This window comes from Altererythrobacter sp. C41 (genome assembly GCF_016803135.1).
Taxonomy (GTDB): Bacteria; Pseudomonadota; Alphaproteobacteria; order Sphingomonadales; family Sphingomonadaceae; genus Pelagerythrobacter.
The window spans coordinates 154275-171568 of sequence record NZ_JAEVFE010000001.1 but is presented as its reverse complement, the minus strand read 5'-3'; the positions used below and the strand labels follow the sequence as shown (position 1 = coordinate 171568).

Here is a 17294-nt window from a genome sequence, read left to right as displayed (position 1 = left end):
CTTTGGGCTCGGACGGCCCGGATCAGACCATCCCGAGCTGCGCCGCCGCGACCTGCTGAAGCGCCTGCGCGACCCTGGCGGGCATGCCGAGATCGCGTGCCGCCTGCTCGTTCGGGCCTAGCGTGCGCGGATCAATTCCGGTGACATAGCCGAATACGACCAGCGCCTCGAGGTACGACCCTTCGATGCTCGCATGATACTGGTCGTAGCTCCACAGATCGATCTGGCCGAAGGCCCGTCCGTCGTAGGGGTTGGGATCGGCCACGCCGCGCGACATGGCGCGGTTCCACGCCTCCCCCACCGGAATAACGCCGTCGATCTCGGGCGACGCCGCGTCAGCAACGTCCATCGCCCGCCGCAGGTCGAGCGCCATCGCGGCGACCGGCCGGCCGTGCCAGTGCCCGTCCTCGCGATAGACCTGGTCCGCGCGCGACCAGGCCGCCATCAGGTAGACGTCCACAGCCGGGTTGGCCCGGGCGAACATCTGCGCCAGCGCCGGTGCATCGGCCAGCGTCTGCGCGTGGTCCCCCGGCCGGTCGGGGTCGAGCACCGAATACTGCTGCATCACCACCACGTCCCACGGCGCATCGATCTTGTCGCGCCGCTCGTTGAGGTGAAAGCCCAGCGTCGATCCCCCGCGTGTCTCGTGCGACACATTCCAGGCCTGGCCTGCCTGCTCGGCGAAATGCGCGAACAACGCCGGAATTCCGCCCACGCCCTCCCCGTTCAGATCGGTCACGCTCTCCGGCCGGTAATGCATGACCGCCGAGGTCGCGCCCTGGGTGAAGCTGTTGCCGATGAACAGGATCGTCCGCCTCTCCTCGGCCGACGCCGGGGACGCGAACGCCAGTAGTGCGGCGAGCATTGCGATGACGGTGCGAGGGACCCTCATGCCCCAACCGCTAGCCAAGGCCGCGAGCAATCCCAACCTGCGCCCCGCACTCTTCCCCATTTCCATCATGCCCCTCTCTCTTTCCGTCATCCCAGCGAAAGCTGGGATCGCTCCGTCCCTGGGCGACGGTTGCGACCGCGTTCGACCCGATCCCAGCCTTCGCTGGGAGGCGGGTGGAGAGGCGCAGGCACCCTAACCCTTAAGCGTTGATCTCCTCGAACAGATCGCACCACCCCGGGTTCGACTTCTCGATCAATTCGATCTTCCACGCGCGCTGCCACGCTTTCAGCGCCTTCTCGCGCGCGATCGCCTCTTCGATCGTGGCGTGATGCTCAATCAGGACGAGCCGATCGAGTCCGTACCGACGTGCGAAAGCCGAACCCCTTCCTTCACGGTGCTGCACCATGCGCGCCGCGATATCGCTCGTGACGCCGGTATAGAGCACGCCACGGGGCTTGTTGGTCAGAACGTAGGTATAACCGCCCCTCTCCAATCTCTCCCCTCCTCCAGCACCCCGCATACACGCCGGGATCGGATTCCGCCACGTGCGACCGTCCGACCCGGAGGCCAGCGATCCCAGCTTTCGCTGGGATGACGGCTAGGGGAGCAAAAGGATATCTGCCATCTCAGCGAAAGCTGGGAATCGCTCGCTTCCTACCCCAACCCCGCAGCCTCCAGCAGCGCCTGCGTGCTGGCGTCGAAGTCGCCGCCGCCGGCCTCGATATCCTTCGCCATGCGCTTGCCCAGCTCGACGCCGAACTGATCGAACGGGTTGATGCCCAGCATGACCGCGTTGGCGAAAGTGCGGTGCTCGTGGAAGGCGATGAGCGCGCCGAGCGCCGCGGAGTCGAGGTCGTCGCACAGCATCGTCGCGCTCGGCCGGTCGCCGGGGAAGTGGCGCGCGGGGTCCTCGCCCGCGTCGCCGGCCATCAGCGCGGCGCCTTGCGCGAAGCAGTTGGTCAGCAGGATGCGGTGATGCGCGGGGTCGAGCGTGTCGCCGGGCGCAACGCTGGCGATGAAGTCGATCGGCACCAGGTTGGTCCCCTGGTGGAGGAGCTGGAACACCGCGTGCTGCGCATCGGTGCCCACCCCGCCCCAGGTAATCGGCGCCGTCGGGCCGGAGACCGGCCGCTGGTCGGCCGTCACCCGCTTGCCGTTCGATTCCATCTCGAGCTGCTGGAGGTAATCGGGCAGCAGCGCCAGCCGTTCGTCGTAGGCGAAGACGGCGCGGGTCTGGCAGCCGCGTACGCTGGTGTAGTACTGGTCGGCAAACGCAGCGCGCAGGCACAGGTTGTCGCGCCCGTTCGTGTCGCGGAAATGCTCGTCCACCGCGCGCGCGCCGGCGAGCATCGCTGCGAATTCTTCCCACCCGACGGCGAGCGCGACCGGGAAACCGATCGAGGACCACAGCGAATAGCGCCCGCCGACGCTCTCCGGGAACGGCAGGACGCGGGTTTCGTCGACGCCCCACTCGACCGCCTTTTCGGGACTCGCGGTGAGCGCGACCACGCGCCCGGAGGGATCGGAAACGCCGTTGTCGCGCAGCCAGTTGAGCGCACTGGCGGCGTTGGTCATCGTTTCGATGGTGGTGAAGGTCTTGCTCGCCACCGCGATCAGCGTGGTCGCCGGATCACAGGCGGCGAAGGCCTGCTCGAGCGCAAGCCCGTCGATGTTCGAGACGACGTGAACGTCGACCAGCGCGAGGTCGCGGGTCAGCGCGTCGATCGCCATGGCCGGGCCCAGCGCACTGCCGCCGATACCGATGTGGATCAGGTGCTTTACCTCGCCCAGAGCGCCCCCATGGATCGCCTCGACCAGGAGCCGCATGCGCGCGTGGAGCGCAGCGGCCTCTTCCACCGACGCCTCGCTGCCGACGCCGCGCTGGGCCGTGTGTTCGGCCGCGCGGCCTTCGGTGACGTTGATCTTCTCGCCGCCGAGCAGGGCCGCGCGCTGCGCCGCGAAGCCGCGCGCCTCGGCCAGCGCCTCGAAACCGGCGAGAAGGTCTTCCTCGAGATGGGTCTTCGACCAGTCGAAGCGGATGCCGCCGGCGGTTTCGCCTTCGCCCCATTCGATCCGCTGCGAGAGCTTGGCCACGCGGCCGGGATCGCTTGCGAACAGTTCCTTCAGCGTGCGCTGCGGCACGGCCTCGATCTGCTGCCAGGCTGCGGAAACTGCGTCGGTCATGCGAAAATCCCTTTCCTACATCGTGGGCGCCCGACTAGGGACTGTGGCGATGTTTGCAAGCACTCAACCGAGCCGGAACGGTCCTCTTCGGAAGGTCACAGGCCGCTGTGACCTTTTCCCCCGGAACCGCGGTTTTTCAACGGCGCGAGCGTGTGGCATCTGTCAACACCCGGGCCTGGCATGACCGCCGCATCCGAAGCCGAAACGCCGAAGCCGGAGCAGCAGAGCGAGACGCTCGGCAGCTTCATGCTGTTCCTGGTCAAGCTGGCGCTGGCCGTGCTGATCTTCCGCAGCTTCATCTTCTCGCCGTTCTCGATCCCCAGCGAATCGATGCTGCCCCGGCTGATGAACGGCGACTTCCTCGTCGCGGCCAAGTGGCCCTACGGCTACAGCGACTACTCGCTGCCCTTCTCCGCCCCCCTGATCCCGGGCCGCCTGTTCGCCGATCAGCCCGAGCGCGGCGACGTGGCGATCTTCAAGCATCCGATCGACAACACCGACTACATCAAGCGTGTGATCGGTCTGCCCGGCGATACCGTGGCCATGCGCGGCGGCCAGCTCTTCCTCAACGGAAATCCGGTCGCGAAGCAGCGGATCGAGGATTTCGTGATCCCCGTCTCGCCCAACACCGACTGCGCCTGGGGCGCGGTGCGTGAAGCGGACGGCAAGGTGGGTGAGCAATGCCGCTACGCCCGCTTCCGCGAGACACTGCCCTCGGGCCGCAGCTACGACGTGCTCGACTTCGGTTCGACCCCGCAGGACGACTACGGCCCGTTGATCGTACCCGAGGGAACGATCTTCGTGATGGGCGACAACCGCGACAACTCGCAGGACAGCCGCTTCCCCGCCATGCCGGGCGGCGGCGTCGGGCTCGTGCCGCAGGAGAACCTCGTCGGCCGCGCGAGCGCGATCATGTGGTCGACCGACGGCAGCGCCGAGTGGATCAAGCCCTGGACCTGGTTCACGGCCGCGCGCTGGAGCCGCATCGGAGACGGCCTGTGAGCGCGCTCGACGGCAAGACGCGCGAGTGGCTGGTTGGCGTCGGCTTCGCGGTCGGCGACGAAGCGCTGTGGCGCGAGGCGCTGACCCACGGCAGCACGGGCGATACGCGGCACTACCAGCGGCTCGAGTTCCTCGGCGACCGGGTGCTGGGCCTCTCGATCGCCGAATGGCTCTACGGACGCAACGGCGCGGCAGAAGGCGAGTTGGCGCAGCGCCTCAACGCACTCGTCAGCCGGCAGGCCTGCGCTGCCATCGCCCGCGAGATCGGTGCCCCCGCCCACGTCCGTCTCGGCAAACAGGCGCGCGACGACGGCGCTGCCGAGAGCGACAATGTCCTCGGCGACGTGATGGAGGCGCTGCTCGGCGCGAGCTTCGTCGAGAGTGGGTTCGACGCCACCCGCGATCTCGTCCACAAGCTGTGGCGCGAGCAGGTCGAGGGGCACGCCGGCCGCTCCAAGCACCCGAAGAGCGCGCTGCAGGAATGGGCCGCCGGCAACCAGCGCAGGCCGCCGCAATACGAGTTGACCGACCGATCCGGCCCCGACCACGCCGCCAGCTTCACCGTGCGGGTCAAGGTGCACAAAGTCGGCGAGGCCGAGGCCACGGCCAGCAGCAAGCAGGAGGCCGAGACGGCGGCCGCACGCAAGTTCATGGAGATGTTCGGGTGACCGACGATACGAATACCCGCTGCGGCCTCGTCGCCGTGATCGGCGCGCCGAACGCGGGCAAGTCCACGCTGGTGAACCAGCTCGTCGGGCAGAAAGTGGCGATCACCAGCGCCAAGGCGCAGACCACCCGCGCGCGCATGCTCGGCATCGCGCTGCACGGCGAGACGCAGATGATCCTGGTCGACACTCCGGGCATCTTCGCACCGCGCCGGCGGCTCGACCGCGCGATGGTGAGCGCCGCGTGGGAAGGCGCCGAGGCGGCGGACGCGGTGCTGCTGCTGGTCGATCCGGTCAAGCAGCGGCGGCATGAACTCGAGCCGCTGCTCGAAGCGCTCGCCGCCCGTCCCGAACGCAAGATCCTGGTGCTCAACAAGGTCGATGTCGCGAAGAAGGAACCACTCCTCGCGCTGGCGCAGGAGCTGTCGGGCAAAGCCAATTTCGCGGAGGTGTTCTTCGTCTCCGCCCTTACCGGCGACGGCGTTCCCGCGATGAAGGCGGCGCTCGCCGAGACGATGCCCGAAGGCGCGTGGATGTACCCGGAGGATCAGGTATCCGACGCCAGCGAACGCCTGCTCGCGGCGGAAGTGACCCGCGAGCAACTCTATCGCCAGCTCCACGAGGAACTGCCTTACGACAGCGCCGTGCGGCCCGAGAGCTATCAGGAGCGTCCCGATGGCAGCCTGGAGATCCATCAGCAGATCGTCGTCGGCCGGGAAAGCCAGCGCCCGATCGTCCTCGGCAAGGGCGGCAGCCGCATCAAGGCGATCGGCGAGGCGTCGCGCAAGGAATTGAGCGAGATGCTGGGCGTGAAGGTCCACCTGTTCCTCCACGTGAAAGTCGAGGAGAACTGGGCCGAGAACCGCGAGATCTTCGAGGAAATCGGGCTGGACTGGACGCGATGAATCCCATGCCGACCGCCCCATGATCGAGAGCGGGTCGCATACGCCGGGGATCGATCCCGCATCTTTCAAGCTGCGCTCTTACACCGCCCTGCGATACGAGCGGCCCGATCCCGCGCTCGCCGGGCTCATCGGCGATTATTTCGTATTCGACTCCGAAGGACCGGAGGCGATGGGCGCCGTCGAATGGATGCTGCCGAACTGGCCCGTCATCCGCTTCGTGCTGGCGGAGCGGCCGATCACGGTCGAGGCGCGCGACTGGCGCTGGTCTCCGCTGCTGGAGGCCGGGTTCTACGGCACGACGAGCCAGGCGATGCGACATACCTCGTTTGGCGGCGTCACGATCGGTGTGAGCCTGACGCCCGCAGGCATCGCGCGCCTGCTCGACATCGACGTATCCCGCTACCGCAATCGCATGGTCCCGCTCGACACCTTGCTGCCGACGGCGGATTGTGCCGCGCTGGTCGGCGAGTTGCGCCGGTCGGATCAAGGACCGGCGGTCAAGCCGATCCTCGACCGCTTCTTTCGTTCGCACATGGCTCGCCCGCATTCGGCCGAGGCCGACATCGCTGCGCTCAACCAGCTGCTGCTCGACGAGCGGTTCCAAAGCGCCCGGGACATCGCGGAGGAACTCGACATGCACCCGCAGACCTTGCGCCGCCTGTCGCTGAAACGCTTCGGCTTCCCGCCCAAGATACTGCTGATGCGCACGCGGTTCATGCGCTCGCTCATCGCGCTCAAGGAAACCGGCGCGACCGAAGGTTACGCGGCGATCGACTGCGCCTACACCGACGCCTCGCACTTCCTGCGCGACTCGGAGCGCTTCCTTGGCATGACCGCGCGGCGCTTCCTCAATCTGGAAACGCCATTTCTCGACATGGTCCTGCGCGCCCGCAAGCTGGTGTTGGGCGCGCCCACGCCCACGCTTGCTCCGCACCGGAGCGGCGACTGAGCACCGCTAGCGCTTCTTCGCGATCCCGATCTTGTTCTTCTTCGCGAAGTCCTTGACCGATTCCTCGCTGCGGTTGAGAGTCTTGGCGATCGCCTTGAGGCCGTGGCCTTTGGCCGCCAGCGTGCGGAGCTGACCGGCCTCGTCGGCCTTCCACGGTTGCTTGTGGCGCTCGAAGTGTTCCTTCGCCATGCCTATTTCGCTGCGCTTTTCTTCGGCGCCGCCTTCTTCTTCGCCGCAGGCTTCTTCTTCGGCGCCGCCTTTCGCCCGCCCTTCTTCTTCGCAGGACCCTTCGCCGCCCTCGCGTCGATCAGTTCGATCGCCTGCGCTTCGGTGATATCCTCCGGCTTCACGTCCTTCGGGATTGTCGCGTTGGTCGCGCCGTCGGTGACGTAGGGGCCGTAGCGGCCCGGCATGACCTTGATCTCCCCGCCGCTCGTCGGATGGGCCCCCAGGGTCTTGATCGGCTCGGCCTTGGCACGCGTGCCGCGACCGCCGCGCTGGGCCGCTTCGGCAAGCGCCGCGACCGCGGCGTTCATCCCGGTCTCGAAAACGTCGCGGGTCGAGGACAGCTTGGCATACTTTCCGTTGTGGCGCAGGTACGGACCATAACGCCCGATATTCGCTTCGATATCCTGACCCGTTTCCGGATGCTGACCAACGATGCGCGGCAGTTCGAGCAGCTTGATCGCCCATTCGAGGTCGAAGTCGGGCAGGTCCTTGGGAATGCTGGCGCGCTTTGCGTCCTTGCCCTCGCCCATCTGGATGTAGGGGCCGAAGCGGCCGGTCTTGCGGTGGATCTCCTCGCCGGTTTCAGGATGCTTGCCGAGCACGCCGTCGTCGGCCGCGGCTTCCCCGTCGGCGCCCGGCTGCGCAAAGCGGCGGGTGAACTTGCATTCGGGATAGTTGGCGCAGGCGACGAACGCGCCGTAGCGTCCACCACGAAGCGCAAGCCGGCCGCCGGAGCGCCCCTCGGCTTCGCACAGCGGACAGGTACGCGGGTCCTTGCCATCGGCGCGCGGCGGGAAGAGGTAATCGGACAGGAAATCGTCGAGCGCCTCGGTCACTTCCGAGGGTTTGCGCTCCATGACTTCTTCGGTCTTCGGCTTGAAGTCGCGCCAGAACTGGGTGAGCAACGCCTTCCATTCCTCGCGCCCGCCGGAGACTTCGTCGAGCTCATCCTCCATCCCGGCGGTGAAATCGTAGGCCACGTAGCGCTCGAAGAAGCGCTCCAGAAATGCCGTGAGGAGCCGCCCTGATTCCTCTGCGAAGAAACGGTTTTTCTCCATCCGTACATATTCGCGGTCGCGCAGTGTCTGGATCGTCGAGGCGTAGGTCGAAGGCCGGCCGATGCCCAGCTCCTCGAGCCGCTTGACCAGAGATGCTTCGGAAAAGCGCGGCGGCGGCTGCGTGAAGTGCTGGTTGGCGTCGACGCCCTTCTTCACCGGGCTGTCGCCCTTGTGCATGACCGGCAGCAGGCCCTCGTCGTCGTCGCTGTCCCTGTCGTCGAAACCCTCCTGATAGACGGCGAAGAAGCCCGGGAACTTCACGACCTGCCCGGTCGCACGCAGTTCGTTCTTGCCGGTCCCGTCGCGCAGGGTGACGGTCGTGCGCTCGAGCCGTGCGGCGGCCATCTGGCTCGCCATCGCGCGCTTGAAGATCAGGTCGTAGAGCTTCCCCTCGTCCCCCGACCCAGCGCGATCGCGCAAGAAATCGGTCGGGCGGATCGCCTCGTGCGCTTCCTGAGCATTCTTGGCCTTGGTGCTGTAATGGCGCGGCTTTTCGGGCAGATAATGCCCATCATAGCGCTCCGCGATTGCCTTGCGCGCGGCGCTGATCGCACTGCCGTCCATCTGCACGCCGTCGGTTCGCATGTAGGTGATCGCGCCCGCCTCGTAGAGCGACTGCGCAAGCCGCATCGTATGGCTGGCCGAGAAGCCGAGCTTGCGCGCAGCCTCCTGCTGTAGCGTCGAGGTGGTGAACGGCGGCGCGGGATTGCGGGTGAGCGGCTTGGTCTCGATCTCCTCGACCGTGAAGCGGCCCTGCTCCACCGCAGCGCGGGCGGCCATCGCACTGCCCTCGTCGCCGAGCGTCAGCTTGTCGAGCTTCTTGCCGTCGTACTTGACGAGGCGCGCGTCGAACTCGGTCCCGTCCTGCTCCAGCTTCGCGACGACCGACCAGTATTCCTGCGCGCGGAAGGCCTCGATCTCACGCTCGCGGTCGACGATCAGCCGGAGCGCGACCGACTGTACGCGGCCCGCGCTCTTGGCGCCCGGAAGACGGCGCCAGAGCACCGGCGAGAGCGTGAAGCCGTAGAGATAGTCGAGCGCGCGGCGCGCGAGGTAGGCGTCGATCAGATCGCTATCGAGGTCGCGCGGCGCCTTCATCGCGTCGGTCACCGCCTGCTTGGTGATTGCGTTGAAGGTCACCCGCTCCACGTCCTTGGGCAGCGCCTTGCGCTTGGCCAGCAGTTCGCGAACGTGCCAGGAAATCGCCTCGCCCTCCCGGTCAGGGTCGGTCGCGAGCACGAGCCGGTCGGCCTTCTTCGCGGCGTCGGCGATTTCCTTGAAGCGGCTCTGCTTGTCTCGATAGAGTTCCCAGTCCATCGCGAAATCCTCGTCCGGCCGCACGCTCCCGTCCTTGGGAGGCAGATCGCGGACGTGACCGTAGGACGCGAGAACCTTGAAGTCCTTGCCCAGGTATTTCTCGATGGTCTTCGCCTTGGCGGGCGATTCGACGATGACAAGCTGCATGGAAGTGGAGACGGTCCCTTACGTGTGTACGTGCGCGAGGGTGGCGAGGCTCCTGCGTATTCGTCAATCCATGATTTTGCCTGACAATCAGGCGAAGACCTCCTCGATTTCCTGAGTGCCCTCGTCGAGCAGCGTGAAGATTGCGATTCCGAGGGGGAGGAAGAGCACGGTGGATATCGTATCGGTAAGCCCCGTGCCGATGGCTGCGCCGACCGGCCCCGCCCCGGCAAAGTCAATGAAACTCGAGACGGCGACGATCGGAACAATGGGCAGGAGGAAGCACACCAGCCCTGCAAAAAAGATCGGCCAACTGTGCCCTCGCGTCGCGTCCCAACTTTCTCTCATCGCTTCGACGACGCCAGTCCGCCGTGCGATGAGGAAGCCCGAGGTCGCGCTCCAGCGAATAGCCAGGATCAGGCCTGGCGCGATCAACAACACCAGCCCAAATATTATGCCAAACCAGGTGAGGATCGTAAGACCGAAGTAGGCCCAGATGCGCGTTTCGCCTGAACCCAATCGCCCGCGCAGTTCGAGCATTCTTTCGAGGATGAGGTAGCTGCCGACGATATGGGCCACGAGAGCGGCCACACCGGCGATGCCCAAGATCGTGGTGTCGGCACCGATGGTAAAACCGAAACCCCACACGCGATCGGAATCGGTGGCACCGCCTATCTCGCTGACCGCGCCCAAACCGCCGACCACAATCACAAAAATGAGCAGGTAACCGGAGACCTCACGTGCGAGGGTGAAGGTTTCCTCGAGAATTCCGCTGAAATCCGCCTTCCGATGCATTTCCCCCCCTATTTGGTTATCTCACGAGCGAGACCCTCCCGCCCGCGTGTCGCTGTAGTCGTCCGGCGATCTCGAGTTCCAGCAGCGCCATCTGAACGGCCGCTGCGCCAGTGTTCGATTGGCGGATCAGTTCGTCTACCGGGACCGGCGCTGTCGTAAGCAGGCCGCTGATGTTGGCCGGCTCCGCGTCTTCGAATTCGTCGGGCGTGCAGTCGTATCCTGGCGCGGCTTCGCGAAAGGTGGAGCGCGGCGTGCCGTCGAAGCCGTTGAGAAGCTCGACCACGTCCTCCGGAGTCTGGACGAGGACCGCGCCGTCGCGGATCAACTGGTTGCAGCCTTGCGAACGGGCGTCGAGCGGACTGCCCGGGATCGCCATGACCTCGCGCCCCGCTTCGCCTGCGAGGCGTGCCGTGATCAGAGAACCGGATCTGGGCGCGGCCTCTACCACCAGTGTTCCCGCGGCGAGTCCCGCGATGATGCGGTTGCGGCTCGGGAAATGGCTGCCGCGCGGCTCGGTACCCGGCGGCTGCTCGGCGAGGACGAGGCCAGTGGCCGAGATCTCCTCCTGCAGTTCGGCGTGCTGCGGCGGGTAGGCGATGTCGATGCCGCTCGCGATCACACCGATCGTGGCCGGAAGCGCCCCGCGATGCGCCGCGCCGTCGATGCCGCGTGCCAGGCCCGAGACGACGACGAAACCCGCTTCGCTCAGCGCCGCCGCGAAATCGCGCGCCAGCTTGACCGCCGCCGCCGAGGCGTTGCGTGCGCCGACCATCGCGACGCACGGCTTTGCCGCGAGCGCGAGGTCGCCCCGGAAGGTCAGGATCGGCGGTACGCTTTCGATCTCAGCCAGAAGCGGCGGAAAGCCGGGCTGATCGTGGAACAGGTAGCGCGCGCCGGCGGCACGTACCGCCTCGACCTCGCGTTCGATCCGTTCGGCGGGCGCCGCGCGATAGTCGCGCCCGCCACGCCGGCCGAGATCGGGCAGCGCCTCCAGCGCGGCTTGCGCGCTGCCGAACCGCCGAAGCAGTTGCGCGTAGGAAACCGGGCCGACGTTGGGCGAGCGCAGTAGCCGAATGCGCGCGAAGGCTTCGGGCTGCGAGAGCGCGCTCACCCCTTGGAGCCGACCTTCGGTTCGGTGCCGTTCGCCAAACGCTTGAGGTTCTCGCGGTGGAGCCAGATCACGATCAATGCGATGAACACCAGCGCGGGAACGTAGGCGGCGTAACCGAGGACCGCCGCGACGATCGCTGCGGCGACCACCGCGCTCATCCCTGCCAGCGAGCTGATCCGGCTCAACCCCAGAACCCCGAGCCAGATGAGTGCGTAGGCAAGCCCGATGGGCCAGGCGAGGCCGAAGCTGACGCCGGCATTGGTCGCAACCCCCTTCCCCCCCTTGAACTCGAGCCAGACCGGAAAACAGTGACCGAGCACGGCAAACACCGCGGCCACCGGGGCCGGACCGAGCGCGGCGCCCGGCATCTCGCTCGGCCCGGTGAGCAGGTGCACGGCGAGCAGCACCGCCACGAGCCCCTTGGCAAGGTCGAGCAGCAGGGTAGCCGCGGCGACGGCCTTGTTGCCGGTGCGCAGCACATTGGTCGCGCCGATATTGCCGCTGCCGATCTTGCGCACGTCGCCCAGCCCGGCAAGCCGCGCCAGGATCAGTCCGAACGGGATCGAACCGCACAAGTAGCCGAGCAGCGCGGCAAGCAAGCTATCGGTGGTCACGTCCATGGCAGCGCCCCTCCCTATTCGACAGCAGATAACCGTTCGCCCCGAGCTTGTCGAAGGGCCGTTCTCTCTTCTACGGCGCTAGAAGAAAAAGCGGGGCTTCGACAAGCGCGGCCCGAACGGAAATGGTTCCTTGGACGATTCATCCCCCATCCTGCTGTTCGATTCCGGTGTCGGCGGGCTCAGCGTGCTCGCGGAGGTGCGCAAGACGCTGCCGCACGCGCCGGTGATCTACGCCGCGGATCTCGCCGGCCTGCCTTATGGCACCAAGAGCGAGGCGGAAGTCGCGGCACGGGTCTGCGGGCTGCTCGGACGGATGGCGGAGCGCTGGAACCCGCGGCTGATCTGCATCGCGTGCAACACCGCAAGCACGATAGCGCTCGGCATGGTGCGCGAGGTGCTCGAGATCCCGATCGTCGGAACGGTACCTGCGATCAAGCCCGCGGCGAGCGAGACGCGCAGCGGTACGATCGGCTTGCTCGGCACGGCGGCGACGATCCGCCAGGCCTATGTCGACAACCTCGAATCTCAGTTCGCGGACGGCAGGACGCTGCTGCGTCATGCCGCGCCCGGTCTGGTCGAGGCGGCGGAAGCCAAGCTACGCGGGCGTGCGGTCGACCCTGCCGCGATCGATGAAGCCGTGGCGGGGCTTCGCACACAGCCCGGCGGGGAGGAGATCGACACGGTCGTGCTCGCCTGCACCCACTTCCCCCTCTTGCAGGCCGAACTGGCGGAGGCGTTCGGTGCGCAGGTGAAGTTCGTCGATGGCGCCCAAGGCATCGCGCGCCGGATCGCACACCTCGTCGCGGGGCAGCCCATGGCGCGAAGCGAGCCGGATCGGGCCGTGACGACAGGACCGATCGAGGAGTTCGAACCGCTCGCCAAGGCGTTCCGCGCCTGCGGGATCGAGCGTCTTGAGAAATTCTAGCTGCGAATCGCTCGCAAAGATCGCAGTGGAAATAGAGACTAGAGCAGCCTAAACGCCTGCCCGAATGGCCGGGATCGGACGGCGAGGCGCGAGCGTGCGATGAACTACAACCAGATCTTCGATCAGGCGATCGACCGCCTGCACTCAGAAGGCCGCTACCGCGTCTTCATCGATATCATGCGCAACAAGGGCACCTTCCCCAATGCGCGCTGCTTCGCGGGGCACAACGGCCCGAAGCCGATCACCGTCTGGTGCTCGAACGACTACCTCTCGATGGGCCAGCACCCGAAAGTCATCACCGCGATGGAAGAGGCGCTGCACGATGTCGGCGCCGGATCCGGCGGCACGCGCAACATCGGGGGCAACACGCACTTCCACGTCCAGCTCGAACGCGAACTCGCCGACCTGCACGGCAAGGACGGCGCGCTGCTGTTCACCAGCGGCTACGTCTCCAACGATGCGACGCTCTCCACGCTCGCCAAGCTGCTGCCTGGCTGCGTGATCTTCTCCGACGAGCTCAACCACGCCAGCATGATCGCCGGTATCCGCAACTCGGGCTGCGAGAAGCGCGTGTTCCGACACAACGACGTCGAGCATCTGGAAGAGCTGCTCGCGGCCGAAGCGCCCGAGACGCCCAAGCTGATCGCGTTCGAGAGCGTCTATTCGATGGACGCCGACATCGCCCCGATCCACGCGATCTGCGACCTCGCCGAGAAATACAACGCGCTGACCTATATCGACGAGGTTCACGCCGTCGGCATGTACGGCAAGCGAGGCGGCGGAATTTCGGAGCGTGACGAGGCTGCGCACCGGATCGACATCATCGAAGGCACGCTGGGCAAGGCGTTCGGCGTCATGGGCGGCTACATTGCGGCCGATACGCGCGTGATCGACTGCATCCGCAGCTATGCGCCGGGGTTCATCTTCACGACTTCGCTCAGCCCCGTTCTCGTGGCGGGCGTCCTCGCGGCCGTGCGGCACCTCAAGGAATCGAACGAGGAGCGTGAGGCGCAGCAGCGCAACGCCGCGCTGCTCAAGGCGAAGTTCGCCGCTGCCGGCCTGCCGGTCATGCCGAGCCAGACGCATATCGTGCCGCTGATGGTCGGCGATCCTGTGCGCGCGAAGAAGATCGGCGACATCCTGCTCGCCGAATACGGCGCCTATGTGCAGCCGATCAATTTCCCGACCGTGCCGCGCGGCACCGAGCGGCTGCGCTTCACCCCCGGCCCCACGCATACCGAAGCGATGATGGACGATCTGACCACCGCACTGGTGGAGATCTGGGACCGGCTCGAGTTGGAACTCGCGCAGGCAGCCTGAGCGCTGCCACTGGTCACCGCCGCTCGCGACGCTAGATAGCGGCAATGGACGAGAACCGATCCGGGCAGTTGCGCGAGAACGCGCCGCTCTACGCGGTCTCCACAATTCTCGCGCTCGCTTTCGCCGCACTGGTGGTGTTCGGCGTAGTCGATCGGCCCGCAATCAAGGCGGTTCCCTCCTCCCCCATATCAGCGCCACTCGATGCCCTCCCGGCCAGCGCCGAGGACGAGGGCACGATCCTCTCCACGCTTCCGGCCGAGGATGCACGGGAGCGCAATGCCGCGGTTCCCTTTGCCGAGACCGATCCCGCAGCCGCCCGCCCATTTGTTTTTCGCGGCAGCTCCACCGACCGCGCCCGAGCGCGAGATTGCCTCGCGCTCGCCGCCATGGCCGAGGCCGGCGCGGGTGATGCCGATCAGCGGGCAGTTATGCAGGTGATCCTCAACCGCGTACGCCACCCGGCTTTCGCGGATACGGTCTGCGGCGTGGTCTTCCAGGGCTCGGAGCGACCTACCGGATGCCAGTTCACGTTCACCTGCGACGGCTCGCTCGCGCGCAGCTATTCGGAGACCCTGTGGCGCGCGGCGCGGCAGCGGGCGGAAGAGGCGCTGGGCGGTTACGCACACGCGCCGGTAGGGACCGCTACGCACTACCATGCGGACTACGTCTATCCCGCCTGGAGCGGCGAGCTGGACAAGATCGCGGCAGTCGGGCCGCACCTGTTCTTCCGCTGGCGCGGATGGTGGGGAAGCGGCGCGGCGATGTCGGCGCGCTATTCGGGCGGCGAGCCCGACCCCCTGGCGCTGCGCAGGACGGCGCAGGAGGTCGATCGGCCCGCGGACCTGCTCCTCCCCCGGCTTGCCGAACAGGGCACGGCAGTCCGCACCATCACCGCAGCCGGCAAGCATGAGACGGAGGAAAAGCCGACCGCGGCTGCGGATGCACCGACCGCATCTCCCGCCTCTCCCACGCCCGGCGTGCATTTCGTGTTGGTAGCGCGCGGAGATTCGCCTCAGACGCTGGTTGAGCGCGCCCGGGCTCTGTGTCCGGGCGGCGTTTATTGCCAAGTCTACGGCTGGGACGATGCGGCCGCGATTCCGAGCGAGTTGCCCTTGTCCGATGATGCACGCCGCGCGCTTCGCTTCAGTTTCCTGCCGGCGCGAAACGGCAATGCCGAGGCGGTCTATTTCGACTGCCGGATCTTCGCCTCACCGCCCGTGGGCACCTGCCTTCCCCGCGCGAGGCCGTAGCCGGTCGCGTGGGGACAGGAAGCCTGCTCAGCGCAGGCTCACCACGTTGTCGGTCGCCGGGCGCTCGCGGTCGCCGCGGTAGAGGCTCGCCATCGGTTCGTCGCCGACCACGATCTGCTGCGCGTTGCCGAAACCGTTGAAGCCGGTCTTCATTGCAGCCCCGTAGGCACCAAGCATGCCGATCTCGATATAGTCGCCCGCCTGGATGTCGCCGGGGAGCATGAAGGGGCCCTTCATGTAATCGGCATCGTCGCAGGTCGGCCCGTAGAACGCGAACTCCTGCGGCGAATCGCGCAAGTCGTCCTCCAGCGCAGCGACCGGGAAGCGCCAGTCGACATGGGCCGCGTCGAACAGCGCGCCGTATGCGCCGTCGTTGATGTAGAGTTCGTCCCCCCGGCGCTTCTCGACCCGCACGACGACCGAGGAATACTCGGCGCAGAGCGCGCGGCCGGGCTCGCACCACAGCTCGGCGTTATAGGCGATCGGCAGGTTCTCGAAGTGCCGGTGGATGACTTCGAAGTAGTCCTCCAGCGGCGGGGGCTCCATGTCCGGATAGACCGACGGGAAGCCGCCGCCGACGTCGACCACGTCGATCACGACGCTCGCCTCGGCCACCGCGGCGCGCACGCGCTCCAGCGCCTGGACGTAGGCGAACGGCGTCATCGCCTGGCTGCCGACATGGAAGCACACGCCCAGCCAGTCGCAATGCTGACGAGTCGCCTGCAGCAGCGGTGCAGCGTCGACCAGGTCGACGCCGAACTTGGACGCGAGGCTAAGCTCGGAATAGTCGGACGAGACGCGAAGGCGCACCAGCAGGCGCAGGTCGGCAGCCGGCGTGCCGTCCTCGGCGGTGGTCGCCTCGACGATCTTCGCCAGTTCCTCGATCGTATCGAGACTGAAGGTCTTCACCCCGTGCTCGAAGTAGGCCTCGCGAATCGCGCGCGGCGTCTTCACCGGATGCATGAAGCACAGCGTCGCCTCGGGCAGCATTGCGCGAACCAGGCGCACTTCCGCGATCGAGGCGACGTCGAAATGCGTCACCCCGCCATTCCACAGGATCTGCAGCAGGTCGGGCGAAGGATTGGCCTTCACCGCATAGAGCGACTTGCCCGGAAACTTCTCGACGAAGAAACGCGCGGCGCGCTCCGCAGCATGCGGGCGATTGAGGATAACCGGCTCGTCCGGCGCGAGAGCGCGAACTACAGACCGGGCGTCAGGATGGATGTGCAACTCAAGGGACCCCCAAACGGTTAAGTTCGAACGAGGCTGCCTTGCGGTTAGGAAGTCCCCTTGGGGCAGCGGGGTGCGCCTATAAGCTTCGCAGCGTGAACCGCAAGTGAAAACTCGTGCTTTCCCCTGCAACCGGAGAAGGGACGAAACGGGGGTGCGGCGAGGCGATCCGTGCCCCGATCATTCCTCGAGAAGCGCGTCCACGACGCTGGGCGTCAGCGAAAGGAGCACGTTCACATTCTCGCGCAGGTTGGCCATGGTGACCCCGTGGTCGAGCACGACGTAGCGGGTAACGCCGATCGTGCCGTTCGCCGGGTCACGCCAGGTGTTGACCGCGGCCTGCGACAGGTTGGCCCGCGCGAGGCTTTCGGAGTCGACGCTCTCGTCCGGATCGAACCGAACCTGCATCATCACGCCCTGGCACCCTGGAACGCCGTTGGCGTCGCAGGCGGTTCCGATGAGGACGTAATTGGTCTTCTCGGCATCGGTCGCGGAGAGGCTGATCTCGCCGAACTTACCCTGCTCGCTGACGGTGTGGCCCAGCGATGCGACGATCGCCTTCAGATCGTCGAGGTCCACCGACTTCACCAGACGCTCCGCCGAATAGCCCTGCGCCCGTGCCGCCGGCGCAGCCGCCACGTTTCCGCCGGCGAGCACGACGGCAGCGGCCAGAAGATGGACTTTTCGCATCGGCACTCC

Annotated in this window: 17 protein-coding genes; 7 read left to right on the top strand and 10 right to left on the bottom strand. The window is 66.7% G+C overall.

Annotation, left to right across the window (positions count from 1 at the left end; genetic code table 11):
* Nucleotides 1–22: 22 nt before the first annotated feature.
* The 3 genes from JNO53_RS00750 to pgi all read right to left on the bottom strand — a co-directional run bounded on the left by JNO53_RS00750 (nucleotide 23) and on the right by pgi (nucleotide 3076).
* Nucleotides 23–892 (bottom strand): PEP-CTERM sorting domain-containing protein, encoded by an 870-nt coding sequence (locus tag JNO53_RS00750; RefSeq protein ID WP_203106881.1) that lies wholly within the window; start codon nucleotides 890–892, stop codon nucleotides 23–25.
* A 199-nt stretch (nucleotides 893–1091) separates the two neighbouring features.
* A complete protein-coding gene (locus JNO53_RS00745; RefSeq protein ID WP_238401528.1) occupies nucleotides 1092–1385 on the bottom strand; it encodes a GIY-YIG nuclease family protein in 294 nt (97 codons plus the stop codon).
* A gap of 161 nt (nucleotides 1386–1546) precedes the next feature.
* Nucleotides 1547–3076, bottom strand: a complete 1530-nt coding sequence (gene pgi, locus JNO53_RS00740) for a glucose-6-phosphate isomerase (RefSeq protein WP_203106879.1) — start codon at nucleotides 3074–3076, stop codon at nucleotides 1547–1549.
* 180 nt (nucleotides 3077–3256) lie between these two features.
* Between pgi and lepB the strand changes: the two genes are divergently transcribed.
* From lepB to JNO53_RS00725, 4 genes are read left to right on the top strand one after another with little or no spacing between them, the layout of a single operon-like run.
* Nucleotides 3257–4078: a signal peptidase I gene (gene lepB / locus JNO53_RS15310; RefSeq protein WP_238401527.1), complete on the top strand. Its 822-nt coding sequence runs from the start codon at nucleotides 3257–3259 to the stop codon at nucleotides 4076–4078.
* A complete protein-coding gene (gene rnc, locus JNO53_RS15305) occupies nucleotides 4075–4746 on the top strand; it encodes a ribonuclease III (protein ID WP_338015263.1) in 672 nt (223 codons plus the stop codon). Before lepB ends, rnc begins: the two co-directional genes overlap by 4 nt.
* Entirely contained in the window at nucleotides 4743–5648 is a 906-nt protein-coding gene (gene era / locus JNO53_RS00730; protein WP_203106877.1) for a GTPase Era, read from the top strand. Before rnc ends, era begins: the two co-directional genes overlap by 4 nt.
* 19 nt (nucleotides 5649–5667) lie before the next feature.
* Nucleotides 5668–6597: a helix-turn-helix domain-containing protein gene (locus JNO53_RS00725; RefSeq protein WP_203106876.1), complete on the top strand. Its 930-nt coding sequence runs from the start codon at nucleotides 5668–5670 to the stop codon at nucleotides 6595–6597.
* Between the two features lie 6 nt (nucleotides 6598–6603).
* Here the strand turns inward: JNO53_RS00725 and JNO53_RS00720 are convergent, their stop codons facing one another.
* The 5 genes from JNO53_RS00720 to plsY all read right to left on the bottom strand — a co-directional run bounded on the left by JNO53_RS00720 (nucleotide 6604) and on the right by plsY (nucleotide 11870).
* Nucleotides 6604–6786 carry a hypothetical protein gene (locus tag JNO53_RS00720; protein WP_203106875.1) on the bottom strand — a complete coding sequence of 61 codons (183 nt, stop codon included), beginning with the start codon at nucleotides 6784–6786 and terminating at the stop codon, nucleotides 6604–6606.
* A gap of 2 nt (nucleotides 6787–6788) precedes the next feature.
* Complete coding sequence (gene topA, locus JNO53_RS00715; protein WP_203106874.1) at nucleotides 6789–9347, bottom strand: type I DNA topoisomerase; 2559 nt, start codon at nucleotides 9345–9347, stop codon at nucleotides 6789–6791.
* An 87-nt stretch (nucleotides 9348–9434) separates the two neighbouring features.
* Nucleotides 9435–10139, bottom strand: coding sequence for a hypothetical protein (locus JNO53_RS00710; protein ID WP_203106873.1), 705 nt, complete (start codon nucleotides 10137–10139; stop codon nucleotides 9435–9437).
* 16 nt (nucleotides 10140–10155) lie between these two features.
* The gene (dprA, locus tag JNO53_RS00705; protein ID WP_203106872.1) at nucleotides 10156–11250 is read right to left on the bottom strand and encodes a DNA-processing protein DprA; all 1095 of its coding nucleotides are present in this window, start codon (nucleotides 11248–11250) and stop codon (nucleotides 10156–10158) included.
* A complete protein-coding gene (plsY, locus tag JNO53_RS00700) occupies nucleotides 11247–11870 on the bottom strand; it encodes a glycerol-3-phosphate 1-O-acyltransferase PlsY (RefSeq protein ID WP_203106871.1) in 624 nt (207 codons plus the stop codon). Before plsY ends, dprA begins: the two co-directional genes overlap by 4 nt.
* 130 nt (nucleotides 11871–12000) lie before the next feature.
* On the opposite strand from plsY, the gene murI reads away from it, so the two are divergent.
* From murI to JNO53_RS00685, 3 genes are all read left to right on the top strand, one after another.
* Nucleotides 12001–12795, top strand: coding sequence for a glutamate racemase (gene murI, locus JNO53_RS00695; protein ID WP_203106870.1), 795 nt, complete (start codon nucleotides 12001–12003; stop codon nucleotides 12793–12795).
* 99 nt (nucleotides 12796–12894) lie between these two features.
* Entirely contained in the window at nucleotides 12895–14115 is a 1221-nt protein-coding gene (hemA, locus tag JNO53_RS00690; RefSeq protein WP_203106869.1) for a 5-aminolevulinate synthase, read from the top strand.
* A gap of 44 nt (nucleotides 14116–14159) precedes the next feature.
* On the top strand, nucleotides 14160–15365 hold the full coding sequence (locus JNO53_RS00685) for a cell wall hydrolase (protein WP_203106868.1): 1206 nt from the start codon (nucleotides 14160–14162) through the stop codon (nucleotides 15363–15365).
* Nucleotides 15366–15392: 27 nt separating this feature from the next.
* On the opposite strand, the gene JNO53_RS00680 is transcribed toward JNO53_RS00685, so the two are convergent.
* Nucleotides 15393–16595, bottom strand: coding sequence for a type III PLP-dependent enzyme (locus JNO53_RS00680; RefSeq protein WP_203106867.1), 1203 nt, complete (start codon nucleotides 16593–16595; stop codon nucleotides 15393–15395).
* 180 nt (nucleotides 16596–16775) lie between these two features.
* Complete coding sequence (locus JNO53_RS00675; RefSeq protein WP_203106866.1) at nucleotides 16776–17285, bottom strand: YbjN domain-containing protein; 510 nt, start codon at nucleotides 17283–17285, stop codon at nucleotides 16776–16778.
* Nucleotides 17286–17294: the final 9 nt, after the last annotated feature.

Coding starts and splice junctions, on each gene's coding strand:
- JNO53_RS00750 (WP_203106881.1), bottom strand. CDS start 892: ATGAGGGTCCCTCGCACCGTCATCGCAATGCTCGCCGCACTACTGGCG.
- pgi (WP_203106879.1), bottom strand. CDS start 3,076: ATGACCGACGCAGTTTCCGCAGCCTGGCAGCAGATCGAGGCCGTGCCG.
- lepB (WP_238401527.1), top strand. CDS start 3,257: ATGACCGCCGCATCCGAAGCCGAAACGCCGAAGCCGGAGCAGCAGAGC.
- JNO53_RS00725 (WP_203106876.1), top strand. CDS start 5,668: ATGATCGAGAGCGGGTCGCATACGCCGGGGATCGATCCCGCATCTTTC.
- JNO53_RS00720 (WP_203106875.1), bottom strand. CDS start 6,786: ATGGCGAAGGAACACTTCGAGCGCCACAAGCAACCGTGGAAGGCCGAC.
- topA (WP_203106874.1), bottom strand. CDS start 9,347: ATGCAGCTTGTCATCGTCGAATCGCCCGCCAAGGCGAAGACCATCGAG.
- JNO53_RS00710 (WP_203106873.1), bottom strand. CDS start 10,139: ATGCATCGGAAGGCGGATTTCAGCGGAATTCTCGAGGAAACCTTCACC.
- plsY (WP_203106871.1), bottom strand. CDS start 11,870: ATGGACGTGACCACCGATAGCTTGCTTGCCGCGCTGCTCGGCTACTTG.
- hemA (WP_203106869.1), top strand. CDS start 12,895: ATGAACTACAACCAGATCTTCGATCAGGCGATCGACCGCCTGCACTCA.
- JNO53_RS00685 (WP_203106868.1), top strand. CDS start 14,160: ATGGACGAGAACCGATCCGGGCAGTTGCGCGAGAACGCGCCGCTCTAC.
- JNO53_RS00675 (WP_203106866.1), bottom strand. CDS start 17,285: ATGCGAAAAGTCCATCTTCTGGCCGCTGCCGTCGTGCTCGCCGGCGGA.